At 71.7% G+C, this 22,925-nt stretch carries 26 protein-coding genes and 1 tRNA gene; 17 read left to right on the top strand and 10 right to left on the bottom strand.

The window, feature by feature from the left end; genetic code table 11:
* The first annotated feature begins 15 nt into the window (after positions 1–15).
* The 7 genes from AB0K82_RS04350 (at position 16) to AB0K82_RS04320 (ending at position 9,055) form a co-directional block, all read left to right on the top strand.
* Positions 16–789 (top strand): PHB depolymerase family esterase, encoded by a 774-nt coding sequence (locus AB0K82_RS04350; RefSeq protein ID WP_364392576.1) that lies wholly within the window; start codon positions 16–18, stop codon positions 787–789.
* A gap of 40 nt (positions 790–829) precedes the next feature.
* Positions 830–2,014, top strand: coding sequence for an amino acid deaminase/aldolase (locus tag AB0K82_RS04345; protein ID WP_364392574.1), 1,185 nt, complete (start codon positions 830–832; stop codon positions 2,012–2,014).
* A 105-nt stretch (positions 2,015–2,119) separates the two neighbouring features.
* Complete coding sequence (locus AB0K82_RS04340; protein ID WP_364392572.1) at positions 2,120–3,238, top strand: carbohydrate kinase family protein; 1,119 nt, start codon at positions 2,120–2,122, stop codon at positions 3,236–3,238.
* A gap of 82 nt (positions 3,239–3,320) precedes the next feature.
* A complete protein-coding gene (locus AB0K82_RS04335; protein WP_364392570.1) occupies positions 3,321–4,664 on the top strand; it encodes an extracellular solute-binding protein in 1,344 nt (447 codons plus the stop codon).
* Positions 4,661–5,602 carry a sugar ABC transporter permease gene (locus AB0K82_RS04330; RefSeq protein ID WP_364392568.1) on the top strand — a complete coding sequence of 314 codons (942 nt, stop codon included), beginning with the start codon at positions 4,661–4,663 and terminating at the stop codon, positions 5,600–5,602. The genes AB0K82_RS04335 and AB0K82_RS04330 overlap by 4 nt, the downstream gene beginning before the upstream one ends.
* The gene (locus tag AB0K82_RS04325) at positions 5,599–6,399 is read left to right on the top strand and encodes a carbohydrate ABC transporter permease (protein ID WP_364392566.1); all 801 of its coding nucleotides are present in this window, start codon (positions 5,599–5,601) and stop codon (positions 6,397–6,399) included. Before AB0K82_RS04330 ends, AB0K82_RS04325 begins: the two co-directional genes overlap by 4 nt.
* A 28-nt stretch (positions 6,400–6,427) precedes the next feature.
* On the top strand, positions 6,428–9,055 hold the full coding sequence (locus AB0K82_RS04320; RefSeq protein ID WP_364392563.1) for a sugar-binding protein: 2,628 nt from the start codon (positions 6,428–6,430) through the stop codon (positions 9,053–9,055).
* A 56-nt stretch (positions 9,056–9,111) separates the two neighbouring features.
* Here the strand turns inward: AB0K82_RS04320 and AB0K82_RS04315 are convergent, their stop codons facing one another.
* Positions 9,112–9,411, bottom strand: coding sequence for a DUF3618 domain-containing protein (locus tag AB0K82_RS04315; protein ID WP_364392560.1), 300 nt, complete (start codon positions 9,409–9,411; stop codon positions 9,112–9,114).
* Between the two features lie 167 nt (positions 9,412–9,578).
* On the opposite strand from AB0K82_RS04315, the gene bcp reads away from it, so the two are divergent.
* From bcp to AB0K82_RS04300, 3 genes are all read left to right on the top strand, one after another.
* Positions 9,579–10,049, top strand: a complete 471-nt coding sequence (gene bcp, locus AB0K82_RS04310; protein ID WP_364392558.1) for a thioredoxin-dependent thiol peroxidase — start codon at positions 9,579–9,581, stop codon at positions 10,047–10,049.
* Between the two features lie 45 nt (positions 10,050–10,094).
* Positions 10,095–10,595 carry an HNH endonuclease signature motif containing protein gene (locus AB0K82_RS04305; RefSeq protein WP_364392555.1) on the top strand — a complete coding sequence of 167 codons (501 nt, stop codon included), beginning with the start codon at positions 10,095–10,097 and terminating at the stop codon, positions 10,593–10,595.
* Positions 10,586–10,658, top strand: a tRNA-Leu gene (locus AB0K82_RS04300). Before AB0K82_RS04305 ends, AB0K82_RS04300 begins: the two co-directional genes overlap by 10 nt.
* 40 nt (positions 10,659–10,698) lie before the next feature.
* On the opposite strand, the gene AB0K82_RS04295 is transcribed toward AB0K82_RS04300, so the two are convergent.
* Complete coding sequence (locus tag AB0K82_RS04295; RefSeq protein WP_364392553.1) at positions 10,699–10,902, bottom strand: DNA-formamidopyrimidine glycosylase family protein; 204 nt, start codon at positions 10,900–10,902, stop codon at positions 10,699–10,701.
* Between the two features lie 35 nt (positions 10,903–10,937).
* Here AB0K82_RS04295 and AB0K82_RS04290 point away from each other — a divergent pair, with 35 nt between their 5' ends.
* Complete coding sequence (locus tag AB0K82_RS04290) at positions 10,938–12,317, top strand: tetratricopeptide repeat protein (protein WP_364392551.1); 1,380 nt, start codon at positions 10,938–10,940, stop codon at positions 12,315–12,317.
* Between the two features lie 49 nt (positions 12,318–12,366).
* On the opposite strand, the gene AB0K82_RS04285 is transcribed toward AB0K82_RS04290, so the two are convergent.
* The 4 genes from AB0K82_RS04285 to AB0K82_RS04270 all read right to left on the bottom strand — a co-directional run bounded on the left by AB0K82_RS04285 (position 12,367) and on the right by AB0K82_RS04270 (position 16,004).
* Positions 12,367–13,194: an SAM-dependent methyltransferase gene (locus AB0K82_RS04285; protein ID WP_364392549.1), complete on the bottom strand. Its 828-nt coding sequence runs from the start codon at positions 13,192–13,194 to the stop codon at positions 12,367–12,369.
* 197 nt (positions 13,195–13,391) lie between these two features.
* Positions 13,392–14,609 carry a S53 family peptidase gene (locus tag AB0K82_RS04280; protein ID WP_364392547.1) on the bottom strand — a complete coding sequence of 406 codons (1,218 nt, stop codon included), beginning with the start codon at positions 14,607–14,609 and terminating at the stop codon, positions 13,392–13,394.
* Positions 14,610–14,850: 241 nt separating this feature from the next.
* Positions 14,851–15,246 (bottom strand): RidA family protein, encoded by a 396-nt coding sequence (locus AB0K82_RS04275; protein ID WP_364392545.1) that lies wholly within the window; start codon positions 15,244–15,246, stop codon positions 14,851–14,853.
* Positions 15,243–16,004, bottom strand: a complete 762-nt coding sequence (locus AB0K82_RS04270; RefSeq protein ID WP_364392543.1) for an NAD(P)-binding domain-containing protein — start codon at positions 16,002–16,004, stop codon at positions 15,243–15,245. The genes AB0K82_RS04275 and AB0K82_RS04270 overlap by 4 nt, the downstream gene beginning before the upstream one ends.
* A gap of 79 nt (positions 16,005–16,083) precedes the next feature.
* On the opposite strand from AB0K82_RS04270, the gene AB0K82_RS04265 reads away from it, so the two are divergent.
* The 6 genes from AB0K82_RS04265 to AB0K82_RS04240 all read left to right on the top strand — a co-directional run bounded on the left by AB0K82_RS04265 (position 16,084) and on the right by AB0K82_RS04240 (position 21,168).
* Positions 16,084–17,004 (top strand): LysR substrate-binding domain-containing protein, encoded by a 921-nt coding sequence (locus AB0K82_RS04265; RefSeq protein ID WP_364392541.1) that lies wholly within the window; start codon positions 16,084–16,086, stop codon positions 17,002–17,004.
* A gap of 72 nt (positions 17,005–17,076) precedes the next feature.
* A complete protein-coding gene (locus tag AB0K82_RS04260; protein WP_364392539.1) occupies positions 17,077–18,183 on the top strand; it encodes an LLM class flavin-dependent oxidoreductase in 1,107 nt (368 codons plus the stop codon).
* Positions 18,180–18,734, top strand: a complete 555-nt coding sequence (locus tag AB0K82_RS04255; protein ID WP_364392537.1) for an NAD(P)H-dependent oxidoreductase — start codon at positions 18,180–18,182, stop codon at positions 18,732–18,734. The genes AB0K82_RS04260 and AB0K82_RS04255 overlap by 4 nt, the downstream gene beginning before the upstream one ends.
* Positions 18,735–18,755: 21 nt before the next feature.
* Positions 18,756–19,259 carry a flavin reductase family protein gene (locus AB0K82_RS04250; RefSeq protein ID WP_364392535.1) on the top strand — a complete coding sequence of 168 codons (504 nt, stop codon included), beginning with the start codon at positions 18,756–18,758 and terminating at the stop codon, positions 19,257–19,259.
* A 113-nt stretch (positions 19,260–19,372) separates the two neighbouring features.
* Positions 19,373–20,248, top strand: coding sequence for an MEDS domain-containing protein (locus tag AB0K82_RS04245; protein WP_364392532.1), 876 nt, complete (start codon positions 19,373–19,375; stop codon positions 20,246–20,248).
* Positions 20,245–21,168 (top strand): sensor histidine kinase, encoded by a 924-nt coding sequence (locus tag AB0K82_RS04240; RefSeq protein WP_364392529.1) that lies wholly within the window; start codon positions 20,245–20,247, stop codon positions 21,166–21,168. Before AB0K82_RS04245 ends, AB0K82_RS04240 begins: the two co-directional genes overlap by 4 nt.
* A gap of 77 nt (positions 21,169–21,245) precedes the next feature.
* On the opposite strand, the gene AB0K82_RS04235 is transcribed toward AB0K82_RS04240, so the two are convergent.
* The 4 genes from AB0K82_RS04235 to AB0K82_RS04220 are packed head-to-tail and all read right to left on the bottom strand — an operon-like array spanning position 21,246 to position 22,853.
* Positions 21,246–21,398: a hypothetical protein gene (locus AB0K82_RS04235; protein ID WP_364392526.1), complete on the bottom strand. Its 153-nt coding sequence runs from the start codon at positions 21,396–21,398 to the stop codon at positions 21,246–21,248.
* A gap of 18 nt (positions 21,399–21,416) precedes the next feature.
* Positions 21,417–21,857, bottom strand: coding sequence for a hypothetical protein (locus AB0K82_RS04230; RefSeq protein WP_364392524.1), 441 nt, complete (start codon positions 21,855–21,857; stop codon positions 21,417–21,419).
* On the bottom strand, positions 21,847–22,362 hold the full coding sequence (locus tag AB0K82_RS04225) for a SigE family RNA polymerase sigma factor (RefSeq protein ID WP_364392522.1): 516 nt from the start codon (positions 22,360–22,362) through the stop codon (positions 21,847–21,849). The genes AB0K82_RS04230 and AB0K82_RS04225 overlap by 11 nt, the downstream gene beginning before the upstream one ends.
* 41 nt (positions 22,363–22,403) lie before the next feature.
* Complete coding sequence (locus AB0K82_RS04220) at positions 22,404–22,853, bottom strand: hypothetical protein (protein ID WP_364392520.1); 450 nt, start codon at positions 22,851–22,853, stop codon at positions 22,404–22,406.
* Positions 22,854–22,925 lie beyond the last annotated feature (72 nt).

The raw sequence follows: 22,925 nt of genomic DNA, 5'->3' as shown, positions 1-22,925 counted from the left end.
GCGGGGACGCATCGGATGAAGATCGACGTGGGCACGCCCGGGCACCGGGAGTACCTCGTTCACGTGCCTCCGGATTTGGCGCGGCAGAAGTTCCGGTCGGGGCGGCCCGCCCGGCCGCTGCCCGTCGTCCTCGCCCTGCACGGCGGAGCCGACAACATGACCGGCTTCGAGAAGAAGACCGGGTTCGACGCGCTCGCCGACCGGCACGGGTTCCTCGCCGTCTATCCGGACGGGTTCGCCTTCACCTGGAACGCCGGGGACTGCTGTGCGCCCGCCCGACTGGCGCACATCGACGACGTCGGCTTCCTGAACAAGCTCATCGACCACCTGACCGGCGTGGGGCTGGCCGATCCGAAGCGGGTCTACGTCACGGGGTTCTCCAACGGGGCCGGCATGGCCTACCGGTTCGCCTGCGAGTCCGCGGGGAAGGTCGCCGCGATCGGGGCGGTGTCCGGGGCGCTCGCCATGACGTGCCATCCGGACCGGCCGGTGTCGGTGATGGTCTGGCACGGCACCGCGGACCACAACGTCCCGTACGACGGCGGCGGGCACCGTGACTTGGGCGACTCCCGGCCGTTCCCGCCGGTCGGCAAGGCGGTGGACTTCTGGCGGCGGACCGACCACCTGTTGCCGCTCCGGGCCGACGGCGCCGCGGGCTGCCACTCCACCGGGCGCGGTGACGGCGGCGTCGAGGTGGTCCTGTGCACCGTCGCGGGCGGCGGGCACCAGTGGCCGTCCGACGCGAGCCGGCGGCTCTGGGAGTTCTTCGCCGGGCATTCCCGGACGTGAACTCTTCTCATATTCGAGTGGTCTGTGGCACGCTGCGGGCATGACGCTGCGCAAACGGTATGACATCGCCACATCCCACCTGGAACCACCGTTCGCCATCGTCGACCTGGCGGCTTTCCGCTCCAACGCGGCGAATCTCACCCGGCGTGCGCACGGCAAGCCGATCCGGGTGGCCAGCAAGTCGGTACGCTGCCGGACCCTGCTCGAACAGGTGTTGGCCATGGACGGGTTCGCCGGCGTCATGGCGTTCACGCTGCCGGAGGCGCTGTGGCTGGCCGAGGAGCGGGTGAGCGACGACATCCTCGTCGCCTACCCGACCGCCGACCAGAGCGCCCTCGCGCGGCTGGCCGACGACGAGCACGCGGCGGCCGTCGTCACCGTGATGGTCGACTGCGTCGAGCACCTGGACCTGATCGAGAAGGCCACCGGCGGCCGGCCCGTCCGCGTCTGCCTCGACATCGACGCGGCCTGGCGCGCGGCCGGCGGCCGGATCCGCGTCGGCGCGCTGCGCTCGCCGGTCCGTACGCCGGAGCAGGCCGGGGAGTTGGCCCGGGAGATCGCCCGGCGTCCGGGGCTGCGGCTGGTCGGGCTGATGGCCTACGAGTCGCAGATCGCCGGCGTCGGGGACGACCCGCCCGGCAAGCCGGTGTTCTCCCGTGCGGTACGCCTCATCCAGGCGCAGTCGCGCGTCGAGCTGGCGCGCCGCCGCGCGTTGATCGTCAAGGCGGTCCGGGAGGTCGCCGACCTGGAGTTCGTCAACGGCGGAGGGACCGGCAGCGTCGAGAAGACGGCGGCCGAGAAGGCCGTGACCGAGGTCGCCGCGGGCTCGGGCCTGTATCAGTCCGTGTTGTTCGATCACTACACGAACTTCTCCGGCAGCCCGGCCGCGCTGTTCGCCCTGCCCGTCGTACGGCGCCCCGCGCCCGGGGTGGTGACCGTGCTCGGCGGCGGATACCTCGCGTCCGGGGTCGCGGACCGCAGCCGGCTGCCGCAGCCGTACCTGCCCTCGGGGCTGCGCTTCGACGCCCGGGAGGGCGCGGGCGAGGTGCAGACCCCGCTGCTCGGCGCCGCCGCCGACCGGCTGCGGATCGGCGACCGGGTGTGGTTCCGGCACGCGAAGGCGGGTGAACTGTGTGAGCGGTTCGACGCCCTTCATCTCGTCGACGGCGACCGGGTCACGGCGACGGTTCCGACGTATCGCGGCGAGGGACGGACGTTCCTGTAAATACCCGAAGTGAGGTAGGGAATTCCCCGAACCGCCCTGGGAACGGTCCAGCAGCGCGTACTGTCGTACGACAGTGTTTGAATCCCCCTCCGAAGGGGAGGCGCCGTGGACCGAGTGAAACCGATGATCGCGCCGCCGGGCCGTCCGCCCGAGCCGCGGCTGGAGGATCCCTGCGTCGAGCGGGAGGCGGCCGCCGAGCTTCTGCACGGCGACGCCGGGGGCCTCGACGTGTTCCTGGCCGGCACCGTCTTCATGGACATGATCTTCACGGGGCTGCCGGCCCTGCCGCCGCCCGGCACCGAGCTGATCACCGACGGACTGGGGTCGGCGCCCGGCGGCATCGCCAACATCGCCGTCGCGATGAGCCGGCTGGGGCTCAATGTGGGCCTGGCCGCCGCGTTCGGCGACGACATGTTCGGCGCCTACCTGTGGCGGACGCTGTCGGAGCAGGAGGGCGTCGGGCTCGTGCACTCCCGGCGGCTGCCCGGCTGGCCCACCCCGGTCACCGTGTCGCTCGCCTACGACGCCGACCGGAGCATGGTGACCTACCACCGGCCCATGCCGGTGCTGCCCGAGGCGCTCGTCGGCACCCCGCCCAGGGCCAAGACCTGCTTCCTCGACCTCGCCCACCCCGTGCCGGAGTGGGCCGCGACCATGCGTGAGAAGGGCGCCGCGGTCGTCGCCGACGTCGGCTGGGACCCCACCGAGACCTGGTCCGTCGACGTGCTGAACCGCCTCGACCTGGTCGACGTGTTCCTGCCCAACGCCGTGGAGGCCATGGCCTACACCCGGACGAGCTCCCCCGAACAGGCGCTCGACGTCCTCGCCGAGCGCGTCCCCGTCGTCGTGGTCAAGCGCGGCGGCGACGGCGCGATCGCCATCGACACGACCACCGGCGAGCGGGCCGAGACGACCGCCCTGCCGGTCAGAGCCCTCGATCCGACCGGCGCCGGCGACGTGTTCGCCGCCGGCTTCGTCTACGGCACCCTCGCCGGCTGGGCCCTGAGCGAGCGGCTGCGGTTCGCCAACCTCTGCGCCGGGCTGTCCGTCCGGCACTACAGCGGCTCGCTCGGCTCGCCCTGCTGGGGAGAGATCGCGGCGTTCGGCGAGTCCGGCGAGGTCCCCGACGAGATCCTGCGGGACTACGCCTTCGTCGTCCCGTACATCCCGGACTCCTCGGTCGACTCGGTCATGCGGGCGGAGCCGACCGTACGGCAGGCGTGATCGTAACGAACGCGGGTACCGGCGAGAAGATCATTAGAGAAGACCGCGCCGCCCTTTTCGGTTGACCGAAGGAGCCCCCGCCATGCGGAAACCATTGGTGGTCCTGACAGCGGCGCTGGTGGCCGCGTCCGCCTGCGCCCCCGGGTCGGGCGGCGGCAAGCCGAAGACCGCCGCCCCGAGCGCCGTCAGCACCGCCGTCGCCAAGGCCGGGCCGGTCACGCTCACGGTCTGGGACCAGGAGGTCCTCGGCGGCCAGAACGAGCAGATGAACAAGCTCAACGCGGCCTTCCACGCCAAGTACCCCAACGTGACCATCAAGCGGGTGTCGCGGTCCTTCAGCGACCTGGAGAAGACGCTGCGGCTGGCGCTGTCCGGCGGCAACCCGCCCGACGTCGTCGAGGCGAACCAGGGGTACGGCATCATGGGCGCCCTCGTGAAGGCCGGCGCGCTGATGCCCCTCGACCCGTACGAGCAGGCGTACGGCTTCCGCAAGCGCTTCCCCGCCGGGCTGACCCAGCTCGACAGCGTCAGCGCCGGCGGCAAGGCGATCGGCTCCGGCAGCCTCTACGGCGTCGCGATGACCGGCGAGGCCGTCGGGATCTACTACAACACCGACAAGCTCGCCAAGCTGGGACTCAAGCCGCCGGCGACCTGGGCCGAGTTCGAGCAGGACCTCGCCACGGCCAAGAGCAAGGGCGAGACGCCCATCTACCTCGCCAACCTGGAGAAGTTCCCCGGCATCCACGAGTTCGGCGTGCTGCTCGGCCAGACGACGGGCAAGGACAAGCTGCGCGACCTCGTGTTCGGCCGGGGCGGCGCGTGGACCGATCCATCCGTCGTGCAGGCCGCGCAGCGGCTCGCCGACTGGGCGAAGAAGGGCTACTTCCCGTCCGAGGTCAACGCCGCCAAGTACAACGACTCGCCCGCGCCGTTCGCCAAGGGCGAGGGCGTCTTCCTGATCGGCGGGCCGTGGTTCGCCGCGGACCTGCAGAAGAAGATGGGGGACAAGGTCCGCTACCTCCTCCCGCCGCCCGCCCAGGCCGGCGGGGCCCCCGCCGCCACGCTCGGCGGCCCCGGCCTGCCCCTCGCCATCACCGCCAAGTCCAAGCACCCCGACGTCGCCGCCGCGTACCTGAACTTCATGACCAGCCCGCAGGCCATGGACGTCGTCACCCAGACCGGCGGCCTCGCCGCGCTCCCCCCGGCGAGCGCGCAGCCGACCTCCGCCGTCGGCCGCGACCTGTCCGCCGCGTGGAAGACCGCCAGCGACAAGGACATCCTCGTCCCCTACCTGGACTACTCCACGACGACCTTCCTCGACACGCTCGGCGGCGTCCTACAGGAGATCATCGCGGGGAGGAAGACCGCGCAGCAGGGCATGCAGGACGCCCAGCGCGACTACGCCGCCTTCCTGGCCAAGCGGTGAAGGCGCCGGCCACCCGGACCCGGCCTCCCGCCGACCGGCCCCGTACGGAAGGCCGTCCGCCGGGCGCCCGGCCGCCCGGCGAGCCCCGCAAGGTCGCCTACCTCTACGTGCTCCCGGCCCTCGCGGTCTACGCGGCGTTCCTGCTCTGGCCGCTGCTGCACGGCGCGTACCTCTCGCTGTTCCACTGGGACGGGCTCTCCGTCGGCACCTGGGCCGGGCTCGGCAACTACACCCAGGCGATCAGCGACCCGCACCTGCGTGGGACGTTCTGGCACGCCGCCGTCCTCGTGTTCTTCTACGCCGTCCTGCCCTGCTGCATCGCGTTCCTGCTGGTCGCCGTCATGTCCCGGTCCCGGCCGCGCGGGCTGACGTTCTTCCGCACCGTGCTGTTCCTGCCGCAGGTCGTGGCCATGGTCGCGGTCGCGGTGGCGTGGCAGTGGATCTACTCCGAGCACGGCCCGATCAACGGCACGCTCCGCCTCGTCGGGCTCGGCGGGCTCGCCCGCGGCTGGCTCGGCGACTTCACCTGGGCGCTGCCGTCCGTCGGGCTCATCGGCACCTGGGCGGAGATCGGGCTGGCCATGGTGCTGTTCCTGGCCGGCGTGCAGAAGATCCCCCGCGAGCTGTACGAGGCGGCGCGCGTGGACGGCGCCGGGGCCGTCCGCGAGTTCTTCGCGGTCACGCTGCCCGGGCTGCGGCGGGAGCTGTCCGTCGCGCTGACGCTGACCATCATCGCCGCGCTGCGCAACTTCGACCTGATCTACCTGACCACCGGCGGCGGCCCCGGCGACGCGACCCGGGTCCCGGCGTACGAGGTCTACAACCGGACGTTCAACACCGGGGAGGTCGGCCTGGCCTGCGCGATCGGCATCATCATCGCGGTCGTGGTCTTCGTCGTGACCGCCGGCGTCGGCCGTCTCGTGGAGGGCCGCGCGTGACACCGACGACCTCGCGGGCCGAGCGCGCCACGACGTACGCCGTGCTGATCGTCTTCGCGGTGATCGCCGTGTTCCCGCTGCTGGCGGTCGCCTCCCAGGCGTTCGGCCTGCCCCACCCGTCCGCCGGCGCGTTCACCGGCGCCTGGCGGAAGGGGCACTTCGCCCGCTACCTCACCAACAGCCTGATCGTCGTCACCGTGGTCGTGATCGCGGCGTCGGCGCTGTCGGTCCTGGCCGGGTACGCCCTGGGCACGATGGAGTTCCGCGGCGCGACCGCGCTGTTCTACGTGTTCCTCGCCGGCCTGATGGTGCCCACCGAGGCCATCGTCGTACCCCTGTACTTCGACCTGCGGTCCGTCGGCCTCGACAACACCCTGCCGGGCCTCATGCTGCCGCAGATCGCCCAGTCGGTGTCCTTCGGCGTGTTCTGGATGCGCGCGTACTTCCGGTCCGCGCCGCGCTCGCTCATCGAGGCGTCCCGGATGGACGGCGCCTCCAGTTGGACGACGCTGTGGCGGGTGCTGCTGCCGGTCGGGCGCCCGGCCATCCTCACCATGGTCGTCCTCATCGCGATGTGGACCTGGAACGAGTTCCTGCTCGCCCTCGTGATCATGAACTCCAACGAGGACCTGCGCACCGCGCCGCTCGGCCTGTCGATCTTCCAGGGCCAGCACCAGACCGAGTACCAGATGCTCATGGCCGCCGCACTGATCGTCGCCGCACCCGTCGTCCTCGTCTACGTCTTCCTCCAGCGCCACTTCATCGCCGGGATGCTCTCAGGAGCCATCAAGGAATAGCGTCGTCCGGACAAGGAGTTGACCCCCCATGCGCAAGAGCCTCGCCCTCTCCGTGACGCTCGCCGCGGGCCTGCTCGGCCTCGCGCCGCCCGTCCAGGCCGCCGCGGGGCACCCGCCCCGGCCGGGCCGGCTGGACGTCCTGTTCGTCGGCGCGCATCCCGACGACGAGTCCTCCAACCTCTCCACGTACGGCCAGTGGAACGAGAAGGCCCACGTGAAGACCGGCGTGCTCACCATCACCCGCGGCGAGGGCGGCGGCAACGCCGTCGGCCCCGAGGAGGGCCCGGCCCTCGGCCTGCTCCGCGAGGGCGAGGAACGCGCCGCCGTCGCCAAGGCCGGCATCACCGACGTGCACTACCTCGACAAGGTCGACTTCTACTACACCGTCAGCGACGAGCTCACCCGCTCGATCTGGGACCACGACTCGACGCTCGCCAAGGTCGTCCGCCTCGTCCGGGAGACCCGCCCCAAGGTCATCACGACCATGACGCCGTCCCCCATCCCCGGCCAGCACGGCAACCACCAGGAGGCCGGGCGCCTCGCCGTCGAGGCGTACTACCTCGCCGCCGACCCCACGGCCTTCCCCGACCAGCTCACCAAGGAGCACCTCAGGCCCTGGCGCGCCGCCCGCCTGCTCCACCAGGAACACCTCGTCACGAGCGGCGCCGGCCCGTCCTGCGAGACGACCTTCACGCCCACCGACCCCAGCGCCGACGTCTACGGCGTCTGGGGCGGTCGCGCCGCCAAGAACGGCAAGACCTGGGCGCAGATCGAGACCGAGGCCGGGCGTCTCTACGCCAGCCAGGGCTGGGCCCACAACCCCGACGCCCCGAGCGACCCGAACAAGATCGGCTGTGACTACTTCACCCTGGTCGACAGCCGGGTGCCCTTCACCCGGGGGAACCACGACCCCCTCGCCGCGCTCGAAGGCGCCACCTACCCCGCCAAGGGCGGCCTGCCCCTCGGCACCGAGTTCTCCCTGACCACCGGCCGCTTCGGCGTCGCCGCCGGTGAGCCCTTCACCGTCACCGCGCACGCCTCCGTCCCCGGCCGCGTCGCCCTCTCCACGCCCGCCGGCTGGACCGTCACCGGCTCCGGCGCCCTGCGCCACGGCACCGCGACCTTCACCGTCACCGCCATCGGCAAGCCCGGCCGCGTACGGCTCGGCGCCACGCTGACCACCGCGCACGGCACCGGCGCCACCGGCCGCGCCGTCGAGGTCGAACCCGCGGTCACCGGCCGCCAGCAGCCGCTCCCCCGCGTCTCCGACTTCGATGCGTGGGCCGCCGCCACCGGCGCGCCCCAGCTCTCCGACCGGGTCAAGCGGGTCCTCACCCTCGCCTCCGGCGGCTCCCGCCAGGTCCGCGTCGACCTCACCAACACCACGAAGCAGGCCCAGCAGGGCTCCGTCGCCCTGAACCTGCCCAAGGGCTTCACCGGCGACGCCGCGTCCAAGCCGTACACCCTCGCCGCCGGCGCGAAGGGCTCGGTCGCCTTCACCGTGCGCGACACCGACACCTCACTGCCGACCGCCAACCAGGGCGGCGCCGGCGGCGACTACGACTACACCATCACCACCACGTCCACCGGCACCCCCGACGTCGCGAACGCCGCGCTCGAACTCGTCCCGGCCACCACGATCCCGCACGCCGCCAAGGAGCCCACGGTCGACGGCAAGGAGTCCGCCGCCGAGTACCCCGGCCCCACCCTGAACCTGTCCCGCCTCTGGGAGGGCACCGCCTGCGAGTCGGCCGCCGACTGCGCCGCCACCGGCAAGGTCACCTGGTACGACGACGCCCTCTACGTCCTCGTCCACGTCACCGACGACAAGCAGGGCAGTGTCCTCGACCCCGCCGACTGCAAACGGCACTGGCGCACCGACTCGGTCGAGATCGCCCTCGACCCGCGCGGCGACGCCGAGAACACCTCGACCACCTTCAAGACCGGGATCATGCCCATCACCACGAACGGCGCGCCCTGCTTCGAACGCGACGCCGACAACCACCAGGGACCCGGCGCGGACACCGCGCCCGGCATGCGGGTCGCCTCGGTCGTCGACAAGCCCTACACCGGCTACACCGTCGAGACGAAGATCCCGCTCGCCGACCTGCCCGCCGCCGTCGACCCGAGCCGCCTCGGCCTCGACATCTTCGTCTACGACTCCGACACCACCGACAAGACCGGTCAGACCCGCATCGGCTGGTCGACGTGGGGCGGGGTGCAGGGCGACCCCTACCGCTGGGGCCTGGCCACCCTTCCCGGCTACACCCCGCCGTCCGGTAGGCCCACGACCGCGCCGCCCCCGGTGATCTCCAAGACCGCGGCGCTGTCCGTCAACTCCCCGCAGTCGATCCTGCAGGCCGCCAGGACCGGCGTCCCCCTCGCGGCCGGAACCGCCGCGCCCCGCTCCGACACCGCCCGCGTCGTCGGGCGGCCCGCCGTCACCGGCGGCGCGGTCACCGTACGGCTCCGCGCCACCGGCCCCGGCACCGCGTACGCCTACGTCTGGAACGGAAAGGTCCTCGGCCAGGCCAAGGTCGCCTTCACCGCGGCGGGGACCCGCACCGTCACCGTGCCCGGCGCCGCCGGCACGCTCGCCGTCGCCTTCGACGCCCAGGCCGGCGGCACCGCCGCCACCGCCGTGCCCCTCCGCTGAGAAACGCCGAAGCGCCCGGACTCCCGGTCAGGAGTCCGGGCGCTTCGCTCGCGCGGTCAGCGCCCGCGCCGGCGCAGCAGCATCCGGAGCGCGAGGGTCGTCGCCACGACCCCGGCACCGATCAGCACCGGTCCGGTCAGCGGGCTGCGCGGCCGGTCCTGCTTCTCCCGCCGGGCCAGAGCGCCGAGGTCCTCGGCGACGAGACCGGCCTCCTCCTTGACCTTCGCCATGCCACGCTGCGCGGCGTGCTTCGGGCTCAGCCGGTCGGCGAGCTCGTCGATGCTGCGCGCCAACTCCTCGCGCGTCTGCTCGATGTCCCGCTCAATCGCCGCTGGATCGCGGGCTCTGTCGGCCATGAGGTTTCCTTCCTGCGGTGGTGATCGGAATCGGCGGCATGATCCCAGCACAAGTCTGTCAGGTGCCGCCGCCCGACATCGCTCTCTGGCGGACTTGTACCCCGATCCCGCGTCGTATGCTGCGACCCGGGTACGGTGGGACTCAGCCCGATCGGAAAGGTGATCAAGTGACGGAGCAACGACTGCAGCCCGGAGACGTGGCCCCGGAGTTCACGCTTCCCGACGCCGACGGCAAGCCGGTGTCGCTGTCGTCGTACCGCGGCCGCCGCGTGATCGTCTACTTCTACCCGGCGGCGATGACCCCCGGCTGCACCAAGGAGGCCGTCGGCTTCCGCGACGCGCTCCCGGCGCTGGAGGAGGCGGGCGTCGACGTGCTCGGCGTGTCGCCGGACGAGCCCGGCAAGCTCGCGAGGTTCCGCGACCGCGACGAGCTGACCTTCCCGCTGCTGTCCGACCCCGACACCAAGGTCCTCCAGGAGTACGGCGCGTACGGCGAGAAGAAGCTGTACGGCAAGACCATGGTCGGCGTCATCCGCTCCACCTTCATCATCGACGCCGACGGCAAGGTCGAGAAGGCCTTCTACAACGTGAAGGCCACCGGCCACGTCGAACGCCTGATGAAGGAACTCGGCGTCTGACGCGACCGCCCGGGGACTGTCCGACCCTGGCGCTAGGTTCACGCCATGGTCAACAGAAAGTACAGCTACAAGTACACTCCGGAGTTGCTCGCCGAGGCGGCCGCCGCCTCCAACAGCATCGCCGGAGTCCTGCGTTACCTCGGGATCCCATGGTCAGGAGGAACCCACGCCCATATCAGCCGTAGACTCAAGCACTTCAATATCGACACGTCCCATTTCGGCCGTCAGGCCTGGAACAGAGGCAAGCCGGCGGCCCATCGTCTGACACCGGAGCAGGTTTTCGTCATTCGGTCGAGCGACGCACGGCGCCAGCGGCCGGAAATCCTGCGGAGGACTTTAATCGAGTCCGGAGTCGCCTACCGGTGCGGCGAGTGCGGCCTGGAGGCGACATGGCAAGGCAAGCCGCTGATCCTGCACGTCGACCACATCAACGGGGACTACTTCGACAACCGCAGAAAAAACCTTCGCTTCCTCTGCCCGAACTGCCACACGCAGACACCGACGTATGCCGGTAGAATGAAGAACAAGAAGAGCAAGGGGCCGTAGTCCAATGGCAGAGACACACGCCTTAGGAGCGTGACAGTGTGGGTTCGAATCCCACCGGCCCCACAATGGGAAATCCTCCGGATCCATGGGTTCGGAGGATTTTTCATATTCTCGGGCAGCGCGGGTAGCACTTCTTTGTGCCGGAGCAGCGCATGTCCCGGAAGCGGAGCTCGCCGTCGCGGAGACTCCAGATGACGCGGTCGTGCGGGTGCGGTGGCTCGTCCGGCGAATGCCAGGACAGCGAGCCGGTCATCCCGAAGTGCAGGATCAGCACCGGACCGCCGACCGGCGCTGGCGAATCACGCATTGGCCCTGGTCACCTCGCGTACGAGTGTCCAGGATGTGACCACCGCGCTGATCTGGGCGAGCCGCGCCGCGGAAGCGGCGCAAGACGACGGCGCGGCGACCGATCATGCCGAACGCGCACTGGCTCTGCTGTCTACGGAGGATCACGCGCTACGCCAGGAACTGCTCGAGCGCATCGCCAGGCTGGCTGAACGCCGACAGGACATGCGGACCGCGCTGTCGGCGCGCCGTGCTCTTGTCGCCCTAGCTCGTGCGGCGACCAGTGGGGTCCGTCCATCCTCTGACGCTTCGGAGCAGCTCGCAGCCGCGTTGGTCAATGAAGGGGATGTTCTCCGCGAGATAGGGGAACTGGACGCCGCAGCGACCGCTTTCGCGGAGTCCCTCGGCCTGCTCCGCCGAATCCCGAGCACTTATAAGGGCACTCCCGCCGTGCTCCGTTACCTGTCCGTCACGCTCGATCGCGTCGGCGACATCGCTCGCGCCACCGGTGATCTGAACGCTGCCCGCGCCGCCTACACCGAAGCGCTGGAGGTCGCCCGTCGTGTCCTCGACACCTACGGAGACAGCCCCACCGCGCTCCGCGACCTCTCCATCACCCTCGCCAGGGTCGGCGACGTCGCCCGCGATACCGGAGACTTCAACGCCGCCCGCACCGCCTGCACGGAGGCGCTCGACATCGCCCGTCGTGTCCTCGACACCTACGGAGACAGCCCCACCGCGCTCCGCGACCTCTCCATCACCCTCAACCGCGTTGGCGACACCGCCCGCGGCGCCGGAGACGTCAACGCGGCGAAGACCGCCTACACCGAAGCCCTCGCGATCACCCGTCGCATCCTCGACACCTACGGAGACAGCCCCACCGCGCTCCGCGATCTGTCCGTCAGCCTAGGCAAGGTGGGCAGAGCCACCGGTGATACGGGAAACCTCAACGCGGCGAAGACCGCCTACACCGAGGCTCTCCGGCTCCACCGCCGCATCCTCGAAACCTACGGAGACACTCCCGCCGCACTCCGAGACCTGTCCGTCACACTGAACCGCGTCGGCGACATCGCCCGCGCCAGCGGGGACGTCGACGCGGCGAGAGCCGCCTACATCGAAGCCCTCGAACTACGCCGCCGCATCCTCGACACCTACGGTGAGACGCCCACCGCACTCCGCGACCTCACGACCAGCCTGAACAACGTCGGCGACACCGCCCGCGACAGCGGAGACGCCGACGCCGCCCGCACCGCCTACACCGAGGCCCTCCAGATCGCCCGCCGCATCCTCGACACCTACGGTGAGACGCCCACCGCACTCCGCGACCTCACGACCAGCCTCGAGCGATGTGCCGAGGTCGAGGAGCGGTTGGGGAACGAGGCTGCCGCCCAGACTGCTCGGGAAGAGGCGCGGACAGTGCGGGAACGACTCAACTGATTCAGCGACGAAGTCATCGGCCCCGCCCACGATGTGGCCGCGGACAGGGCTACGGGCGGCGGGCGACGCCGGCGTACATCCAGCGGGTGCCGTCCTCCGCGTCCGGATCGGGGCGCCACTGGGGGACCCAGACGACGCCGGGGTCGAGCAGGTCGAAGCCGTCGAACAGGGCCTCGATCTCCTTCTGGGTGCGGCTCCGCAGGCGGGCGGTGGCGTTCTTCCACGCGCCGGCGGCCTGGTCGCCGGTCTCCGGGTGGCCCTCGGTGGTGCTGTGCGACAGGATCAGGAGGCTGCCGGGGGCCATCACCTCGCGGAAGGTCGCGATGGTGGCGCGGACCTCGTCGTCGGCGGCGAAGTGCAGGACCGCGAGCATGAGCACGGCGACCGGCCGGCCGAGGTCGATCAGTGACCGGGTCTTCGGGTGGTCGAGGATGGCGGCGGGTTCGCGGAAGTCGGCCTGGATGACGGTCGTGGTCTTGGACGGCGGCAGCAGCGCCCGCGCGTGGGCGAGGACGATGGGGTCGTTGTCGACGTAGACGACGCGGGCGTCCGGGGCGAGTGACTGGGCGACCTCGTGGACGTTGCCCTGGGTGGGCAGGCCGGTGCCGAGGTCGACGAACTGCCGGATGCCGCTCTCGACGGCGAAGCGTACGGCCCGGCCGAGGTACGCGCGGTTCTCCCGGGCGGCGCGGGGGATGTCGGGTCCGGCCTCGATGGCGACCTGGGCCGCCGCCCGGTCGGCGGCGTAGTTGTCCTTGCCGCCGAGGAAGACGTCGTAGATCCGCGCCGGGCTGGGCGTCCGTACGTCGATGCCCGGTGGGGCCTGCTCGTCGCGCTGGTCCGCCCGGCCGGTCGCCGTGCTGTCCGCGTCGGTCACGGCCGCCCACCCCCTCATCGGTCGCCGATCGGCTCTGGTCGGCTCGCGATGATCATCGTACTCGGTGGTATCTGAAGCTATCTCGGGTTTACCGGCATTACGGACGCAGGGACACCCCGGGATCGCCGCCCCGTCCTCCCCGGAAAGCGACGGCGGGCCCGGCGTCGTGCGTGCCGGGCCCGCCGTTCACCAGACCGCTAGAAGGCGCCGGTGCCGTTCGGGGTGCCCAGGCCGGTGGGACCGTCCCAGCCGGTGCGGGCAGTGCAGAGCTGCGACGGGGAGCAGCTTCCGTTGCTGCCCGAGGTCACGTCGAACAGCGAGCCGGAGTGGGTGTAGGGGTAGTTGTTGTCGATGCTGGCGGCGTTGCCGGCCAGGCCGTACACGCCGGCGATGATCGGCGCGGCGACGCTGGTGCCGCCGAAGACCATCCAGCCGCTCTGGCCCTGGTAGGCGGTGCTGTCGTAGACGGCGACGCCGGTGTTCGGGTCGGCGACCGCGGAGACGTCGGCGACGGCGCGGCGGGAGCAGCCCGTGTTGAAGCTGGACTGGCCGGACAGGGCGGTGTTGTAGGACGAGCAGCCGCTGCCCGCGCCGCTCCAGGCGGTCTCGGTCCAGCCGCGGCTGTTGCTCGCGGTCCTCAGCGAGGTGCCGCCGACGGCCGTGACGTAGTGCGAGGACGCCGGGTACTCGACGCCGTAGCCGCTGTCACCGGAGCTGACGGTGATCGCCTTGCCGGGGTGGTTGTAGTACGAGCCGTAGCTGGAGTCCGATGCGTCGGAGCCGCCGTAGCTGTTGCTGATGACGTTGGCGAGCTTGGCGGCGGTGTTCTCGGCGGCGCCGAGGTTGGCGAACGACGCGGACTTCGCCTCGACCAGGACGATCTTGCAGTTGGGGCAGACGGCGGAGACCATGTCGAGGTCGAGGGAGATCTCCTGCGCCCAGCCGCCGTCCGTGGACGGGTAGGACGTGCCGCCGTTCTGGTCGACCTTCTTGAAGCAGCCGTTGGCGGTCGTGCACGCCGGCAGGCCGTACTGGCTCCGGTAGACGCCCAGGTCGGCCTCTGCGGTGGGGGCGTTGTAGGCGTCGACGATGGCGACGGTCTGGCCGGAGCCGCCGCTGGTCGACAGCTTGTAGGCGCTCTGCAGGTTGGCCGGTGAGAGGCCGGACGGGGCGGCGGCCGCCGCGCGTACGGTGGCGGCGCTGGTGGCGACGTCACTGCGGACGAGGGCGTTGCAGCTCGCGCGGCCCGCTCGCGGAGTCGAGCAGGCGTGGTGGAACGGGTGCTGGACCACCGGTGCCGCGGGCGCGGCCGCGCTCGTGGCGGCGGTCGGGCTGGCGGAGGCGGGGCCGGACAGGAATGGGACCAGGGCGAGGATCAGCCCACCCATGAGGGTCCCGGTGACGCGTCGTCGCATGTGCTCTCCTCAGAGCCGGCGGGGGGTACGACGCAGGAATCTTCACATGACGCCCGACAACACCAAAAGACCCCAAATTTCTGGCAATTTCAGCAACAAGTGCCAAAGACAGTAAAGCTCGATTTCCGAGGAACCCCAGGCAGCAGCCCCTGACTGTCTGAGTCAAGGCTAAGACAGTAAAGTCCTGGCAAAGGGCATCGGAGAGCGCCGAGGCGCGGGCAGCGCCTCGGCGCCCGGTGGTTCAGACGATCGCGGTCACCTCGATCTCGAGCAGCGCCCCGGGGACGAACAGCCGGGACACCTCCACGGTCGTGCTGGTCGGGGGCGGGCCGGTGAACCGCGGCAGCCGCGCCTCGGCGTACTCTCGGAGCCGGTCCAGGTCCGTGACGAACGTCCGGATGTTGACCACGTCGCCGAGCGTCGCGCCATGCGCCGCGAGGATCTTCTCGATCACGTCCAGCACGTAGTCGGCCTGGGCCCGCATGTCGTTCGCGCCGACGAGCCTGCCCTCGGCGTCGATCGCCACCTGGCCGGACAGGACGAGCATCGTCTTGTCGCCGAGTTCGATCCGGGCCACGTGGGAGTACCTGCCCGCGGGCGGAGCCGGGACGGTGGCGGGGTTGTCGAAGGTCGTCACTTCAGTACCTTTCGCAGGTCGGCCTCCTGGTCGGAGGCGCGCAGCAGCCTTTCCCGTACGGCCACGAGCACGGGGAGCGTCACGACGTCCAGCGCCAGCCCGACGTCCTTGGCGGCCAGCCGCAGCGGGAAGTCGGCCTCCTCGGCGCGGAGCCGGGCGACGGCCCCGGCGAGAAGTCCTTCGGCGAGGAGGGCGAGCGGGTCGGGGACGCCGAGCCGGGTGGCGAGCTCGGTCAGGTCCGCGGTCAGCGCCACGGCCCCGATGGCGGCGTTGATGAGCAGGATCTTCCGCGCGGCCCCCGCTCCGAGTTCCCCGCACCGTACGACGGTGCCGAAGACGGCGAGGATCCGCGCGACCCGGTCGACGTCGCCGCCGGCCAGCACGGTGAGGGTGCCGTCGGCGGCACGGTCGACGCTGCCCATCACCGGCGCGTCGACCACGGCGGGCACCCGCGCGGCGAGCGCGCGGACCGCCGCCGGCCCGACGGTGGACATCTCGACGAGGCAGGCGTCGGGCCGCATCGCCGGAGCGATCCGCGCGGCCACCGCCTCGAGGGCGGGCGCGTCCGCCAGCATCGTGATGACGACGTCGGCGGCGCGGACGGCCTCGGCGGGCGTCGCCGCGATGGCGGCTCCGGCCGCGCCCAGCGGCGCGGCCCGTTCGGCGGTGCGGTTCCAGACGGTCACGTCGTGCCCGGCCGCGAGCAGCCGCCGGGCGAGTGGCGCTCCCATGCGCCCGAGTCCGAGAAAGGCGATCACGGTGAAGACGTTAGGAGCCGGCGACGCATTCCACCAGCGAATGTTTCGCATTAAAGGCATGCGGCTCTAGCATGGCTGGATGGACACCGATCTCCTCGTGGTCTTTCAGGAGGTCGCTCGGCGGGGGTCCTTCACGGGCGCGGCGGAGGCGCTCGGCTACACCCAGTCGGCGGTCTCCCGGCAGATCTCCGCTCTGGAAGGCCGGCTGGGCGCGGCGCTGTTCGACCGCCTGCCCCGTGGCGTGCGGCTCACGGAGGAGGGCCGGTGCCTGCTGCCGCACGCCTCGGCGATCATCGAACGTCTCCGGACCGCCCGGGGCGATCTCCGGGCGCTGCGGGACCTGGCGGCCGGCCGACTCCGGGTGGGCGCGTTCGCCACCGCCGACGCCGCGCTCGTGCCGCAGGCGATGGCCGCGTTCCGCGCCGCGCATCCGCGGGTGTCGGTCTCGCTGTCCGACGGCCTGACCCGCCACCACGCGGAGCGGCTGGGGGCCGGCGAGCTCGACCTGGCCATCGTGACGGCGGACACCGAGGAGGACTTCGAGGGCCTGCGGCTGCGCCACCTGCTCGACGATCCGATGCTCGTGGCCGTGCACCCGGGCCACCGCCTGGCCGGGCGCCAGGAGGTACGGCTCGCCGAGCTGGCGGACGAGGACTGGATCGCGGGCCGGTCCCGCCCGGAGGACACGTTGATCAGCGCGACGCCGCATCGGGAGTTCCGCCCCCGGATCACCTACGTCGTCGGCGAGTGGATCGCCAAGCAGGGGATGGTGGCGGCGGGTCTGGGGGTGACGCTCATCCCGTCGCTGGCGGCCGGCGCGGCCCGGCCGGACATCGCCCTGGTGCCGTTGCATCCCGATGACGCGCCGGTGCGCCGGGTGTACGCCGCGACACCCGCCGGGGTGACGGCCCCGCCCGCGCTGACGGCGTTCCTCGGCTTCCTCGACGAGGCGGTCACCCGGCTCCGTGAGCGCACGGCGCGCGCGACACGGCGGAGCTGACGCCTCCGCCCCACGGAAGATATCCCTACTTTATTGGTTGACTTTGTTAGAATACTCGTCGACCATGACAGCGTGACCGCATTCCACTGGTTCCTGCCCACCAGCGGCGACGGCCGCACGCTCGTCGGCGGCGGCCATGGCGCCGCCGTACGCGGTGTGCAGCGCGAACCCGACATCGAGTACCTGGCGCAGATCGCCCGCACCGCCGAACAGCTCGGCTTCGAGGGCGTGCTGACGCCCACGGGAACGCTCTGCGAGGACGCCTGGCTGACCACCGCCGCGCTGACGCGGGAGACCGAGCGGCTGAAGTTCCTGGTCGCCTTCCGCCCGGGTCTGCTGTCGCCGACGCTCGCCGCGCAGATGGCCGCGACGTACCAGCGGTTGTCCCGCGGACGGCTGCTGCTGAACATCGTCACCGGCGGGGAGACCGCCGAGCAGGCGCGCTTCGGCGACCACCTCGGCCACGACGAACGCTACGCGCGCACCGACGAGTTCCTGACCGTCCTGCGGGGCGCCTGGAGCGGCACCCCGTTCGACTTCTCCGGCAACTACTACGAGATCGAGGGCGCCACCGTACGGGAGGCGCCCGACCCGGCGCCCCGCCTGTACTTCGGCGGGTCGTCGGGCGCCGCCGGGCCCGTGGCGGCGCGGCACGCGGACGTCTACCTCACCTGGGGCGAGCCACCTGAGCAGGTGCGCCAGAAGATCGAGTGGGTGCGGGAGCTGGCCGCGAGGGAGGGCCGTACGCTCCGGTTCGGCATCCGGCTGCACGTCGTGACCCGTGACTCGGCCAAGGACGCCTGGACGGCCGCGAACCGGCTGCTGGACGACCTCGACCCGGCCGAGATCACCGCCGCGCAGCAGAACCTGGCCCGCAGCGAGTCGGTCGGCCAGCAGCGGATGCGCACCCTGCACGAGACCTTCCGCAAGGGCGGGTCCAGCCACGACCTGGAGATCCACCCGAACCTGTGGGCGGGCGTCGGCCTGGTCCGCGGCGGTGCCGGCACCGCGCTGGTCGGCAGCCATGCCCAGGTGGCCGAGCGGATCGAGGAGTTCGCCGCGCTCGGCATCGACGAGTTCGTCCTCTCCGGCTACCCGCACCTGGAAGAGGCGTACTGGTTCGGCGAGGGCGTCCTGCCCGAGCTGACCCGCCGCGGACTCCGGGAGGTGGCCGCATGACCGAGCGGGGCGAGGTTCTGAACGGCCGGCCGGCCGTGGGCCCGGACGAGGTTCCCGGGCGCCGCGGCCCGAAGGTCGTCGTGCTGGTCGGCAACCCCCGCCCGGCGTCGCGCACGCACGCCGTCGCCGACCGGGTCGCGCGGGCCATCGCGCCGGGCGTCCGGCCCGAGACCGTGGACCTGACCGAGCTCGCCGATCGCCTGTTGAGCCGGGACCCGGGCCCGCTCCTGGACGAGGCGGTGTCGCGGGTGACCTCGGCGGACCTGCTCGTCGTGGCCAGCCCTACGTACAAGGGGACCTACACGGGCCTGCTCAAGTCGTTCCTCGACCGGGTGCCGTCCCTGGCCGGCGTGACGGCGCTGCCGCTCCTGGTGATGGGGTCGCCCCGGCACGCGCTCGCGGTCGAGGTGCACCTGCGGCCTCTCCTCGTCGAGCTCGGCGCGACCGTTCCCACCCCGGGGCTCGCCGTGGTCGAGGCCGACATCGACCGCCTGGACGAGGTCCTGGCCGGATGGGCCGCCGCCGTACGGCTCCCCGAAGCAGTCCGGTGACCCGGTTCGGAGGCGAAGTCGATGGGCACGCGCGTGAGCCAGCGACCGGTGGTCGATGGCGCGAGCTTCCGGCGGGCCGTGGGCCGGCACGCCGCCGGGGTGGTGGTCGTGACCGGTCCCGGCCCGGTGGGCCTCACGGCCACATCGTTCACCTCGGTCAGTCTCGACCCGCCGCTGGTGTCGTTCTGCGTGGGACGCGCCTCGACGGCCTGGCCGCACCTGCGCGACGCCGCGACGTTCGCGGTGAACGTGCTCGCCACCGACCAGACGGAGATCGCGTCCCGGTTCGCCGGGCCCGGCGGTGGCCGCTTCGCCCCACCGGCCTCCTGGCGCCCGGGGCCGGGTGAGGTGCCGATCCTGAACGGCACCGCGGCCCACCTGCTGTGCGAGCCGTACGACACGGTCGCGATGGGAGATCACTGGCTCGTGGTGGGCCTGGTCGTCGAGACCGGCGTCGGCCCGCCGGGCGCTCCCCTGCTCTACCATCGCGGCCGGTACGGCCGGTTCACCGCACACAACAGGTGACTGACATATTCACTGCAAGTTTCAATGACAGTGGGATTCGTGAAATCGTCGTCACGCTGTGTCGTTCGCCGTATGGTAGAGGCCACCTGCCGACGTAGCGCGGGAGGAGGCACATGGAGCCCTGGTTCGCCCGAAGATCCGTCGGAGAGCTGCTTCCCGGAGACCACGCCTGGTTCTCCTACGCCGACCAGGAGGAGCACGACCACGTCATCGGAGCCTTCCTCCGTGACGGACTGGCCGGTTCCGACAAGGTCATCTACATCACCGACGCCGGCGCGCGGGATCTTCCCGACCTGCGGGCGCGCTACCGGCTGGAGCCTGAGACCTATCTGCGCAGCGGGCAGTTGGCGATCCTCCCGCAGGCGGAGACCTGCCTGACCCGCGGGGTGTTCGACCCGGCGCGGATGACGACGACGCTGCGGGAGGCCCTCGACCGGGCGGAGACCGAACGGTTCCGCGGTGTCCGGGTCACCGTCGACATGACGTGGGCCTTCCGGCAGGAGAGCGGACGCGACGGCCTCCTGGAGTGCGAGGCGCGGGTGGACGCGGCGATCTCGCCCAGCACGATGGCGATGGCGATCTGCCAGGTCGACGCGCGCTCCTGCACGCCTGAGGAACTCACCGCGCTGAAGGAGAGGCACGAGGTGCTCGTGGGCGCCGATCCCTACTTCGACGACGGAGTGCTGAGCATCACCCCGACGTTCCATCCCCGTGGCCTCCGGCTCAGCGGCGAGTTGGACGGCGCGCGGCACGCCGTGTTCGGCGAGTCGCTGCGGAAGGTCGTCGATCGGGGCGGCGAGGTGCACCTGGATCTCACCGACCTGCGGTTCATCGACCTCGGCGCGCTCAGCATGATGGCCGGCGCGGCAATGCACCTCGGTGCGCGGGTGGTCCTCGACAATCCCTCGATCTACCTGACGGATGTCGTCGACCTGGTAAGCAGCCGGCTGCTGCCCTGGCTGGAGATCGGCGACGGTGAGGCCCGATGACGCAACTCATCCATCAGATCCTGATGTACGACAACGAGAAGGACATCCTGGACACGGTCGTGCCGTTCCTCCAGGAGGGGCTCGGCGCGGGCGAGGCCGTGCTGACCGTCGGCACGGCCCCCAGTCTCTCCTGCCTGCGTCAGGCCCTGGGCGCCGACTCCGACGCCGTCGAGTTCGCCGACTCCGCCTCCTGGTACGTCCAGCCGACGCGCACGATCGCCAACTACAGCTCGTTCATCGCCGAGAACGCCACCGCCCGGGTCAGGGTGGTCGCGGAGCCGGGCTGGGAGACGGGGACGCCGGCTGAGATCGCCGAGTGGACGAGGTATGAGTCGATCATCAACGAGGCGTTCGCCGACGTCAGCGCCTCGGTGCTGTGCCTGTACGACCGGCGCACCACGCATCGGGGACTGCTCGACGGGGCGCTGCGCACCCACCCCCAGATCGTCGAGGGGACCTGCCCCCGCTGCAACGACGCCTACCTCGACCCGGCCACCGTCCGCGCGCGCGTCGACCGCGATCCCCTGCCGCCCCCGCCGCCCGGCGCGGTCCGGCTACCGATCGACGACGACGACCTGAGCACGCTGCGCTCGTTCCTCGCCGGCCACGCCCGCCATCACGGCATGTCCCGCCCCCGGGTGAACGACCTCCTGGTGGCGGCGACGGAGGTGGCCACCAACGCGATCCGGCACGGCCGCCATCCGATCGGCTGCCAGCTGTGGCGGGAGGACGACGACCTGATCGTCGAGGTGACCGACGCGGGCCACTGGCAGCCGGACCCGGTCCCCGGCTTCGTGCCCCCCGATCCCGCGTCCCTGTCGGGATTCGGGCTGTGGGGCGTTCGCATGCTGTGCGCGCTGGTCCAGTTGCGCACCGGCCCGACGGGCACCATTGTCCGGCTGCACGTCCCCTGCCGTTAGCCCGGGCGCCCCTGCCGTCAGCCGAGCATCGCCGCCGTCAGCCGGGCGCCGCCGCCGTCAGCCGAGCATCGCCGCCGTTAACCGGGCGTCACCGCCGTCACGGCGGGCACCGCGGTCGGCGACAGGAGCACCGGCACCTGCGGCTCCGTCCTCGATCGCGCGACCTGGCCGATGCCCACCCCGGCCAGGATGACGACGGCCACGACGATCACCATGATGACTGTGGTCATCCACATGATTGTGGCAGATCACCGTCCCGTCGGCCGGGGGGCCGAAGACGACCTCACCGTGGACGACGGACTCGGCGTCCCGGCCGCGGTGCGGGTAGGCCGCGGGGTCGGCCGGGCCGACGGGGTGCGCCGCTCTGGCCTCGTGGCCCGCTGCCTCGGACGGACCGGGCGCACCGACGGCTCCGGCGAGGGTGTCACCACGGTCGTCGCGGACGGCGGAGCGACCGGCACGCTGTGATCGCTCGGTTCGGCCGGGTGATCCGGCCGGAGCAGGCCCCATGTGACCAGGGCGATCGCCGCGACCGCCGCCGCCGCGAGCAGCATCCGCGGCCACCCGGGAACGGCCCGCGCGGGCCGCGCGGTGTTCCGGAGCCGGTCGATCAGCTCGGCGTCCGGCCGGACGCCCTCGGCCGCGCGCCGGTAGTGGTCGCGGAGCAGGGCGTCGAGATCATCGCTCATGAGCCGCTCCTTCCTCCGCCAGTTGCCGCCGTAGCGCCGTCATCGCCCGTGACGTGTGGCTCTTCACCGTTCCCCGGGAGATGCCGAGCGCCTCCGCGATCTCCTGCTCGCTGAGATCACACCAGTAGCGCAGCACCACCACGGCCCGCTGCTTGACGGGCAGGGCCGCGAGGACGTCGTCGAGCGGGGTTCCCGCCGCGTCGTGCGCCTCGCGCGCCCCGGTCAGGCGATCGACGTCGATCGTTCCGCCGACCGGCAGATCGGGTCGCCTCCTGCGGCGTTTGTGGTGGTCGATGGCCAGGTTGACGAGCACCTTCCGCGCGTACGCCTCCGGCTGGTGCCCGCCGCGCAGGATCCGCGTCCACCGCCGCGCGACCCGCTCGTACGTGATCTGAAGGAGGTCCTCGGCGAGGTGGCGGTCGTAGACGAGGAACACCGCGGTGCGCAGCAGGCGCCCCGCGGAGGCGATGACGAACTCGTCGAACGTGAGCTCGTCTCCACTCACTCCGCGGGCCTCCTCTCGGCTCAGGATGGACAGTGTCCCGCCTACCCCACTGCCTTCGGGCGCGGGCAGTAGGAGGGCACCGGCGTCGCCGCCACGGGCCGGTGCGACGGCCGGGCCGTCGAAGTGGGCGTCGGATGGGGCTTCGCCGGGACCGGCGCGGTGCTCGTCGGCCGGGGCTCCGGCCGCGCGGTGCTCGTCGGCCGAGGCTGCGGCCGCGCGGTGGTCGCGCACGTCGGCACGGGACGCGGTACGTCCGTCGGCACGGGCCGGGGTTCAGTGCTCCGGGTCGGCCGGGGAGAGGGCTGCACCGGCACCGGCTGCCGAGAGGTCGGGGTCGGGGCGACCCGGGAGGAGTCGGCGACGTTCTTCACCCCGTGGCCCGAGCCCCCGGCAAGGGCGGTGCCGCCCGCCCACACCCCCGCCAGCACGGCGACGGCCGCGCCGGCCCCCGCGAGGGTCAAGGTGGTCCGGCGGCGTCTGCGATCGGTCATGGCAAGATCCCTTCGTTTCCGTACACCCCCATCAACCCCGCCTCCGGGCCGATCGGTTGTCACGGTCTTTGA

This window comes from Actinoallomurus sp. NPDC052274, from assembly GCF_040679475.1.
In the GTDB taxonomy this organism is placed as follows: Bacteria; Actinomycetota; Actinomycetes; order Streptosporangiales; family Streptosporangiaceae; genus Actinoallomurus; species Actinoallomurus liliacearum.
This window is presented reverse-complemented; position numbering and strand designations above follow the sequence as displayed.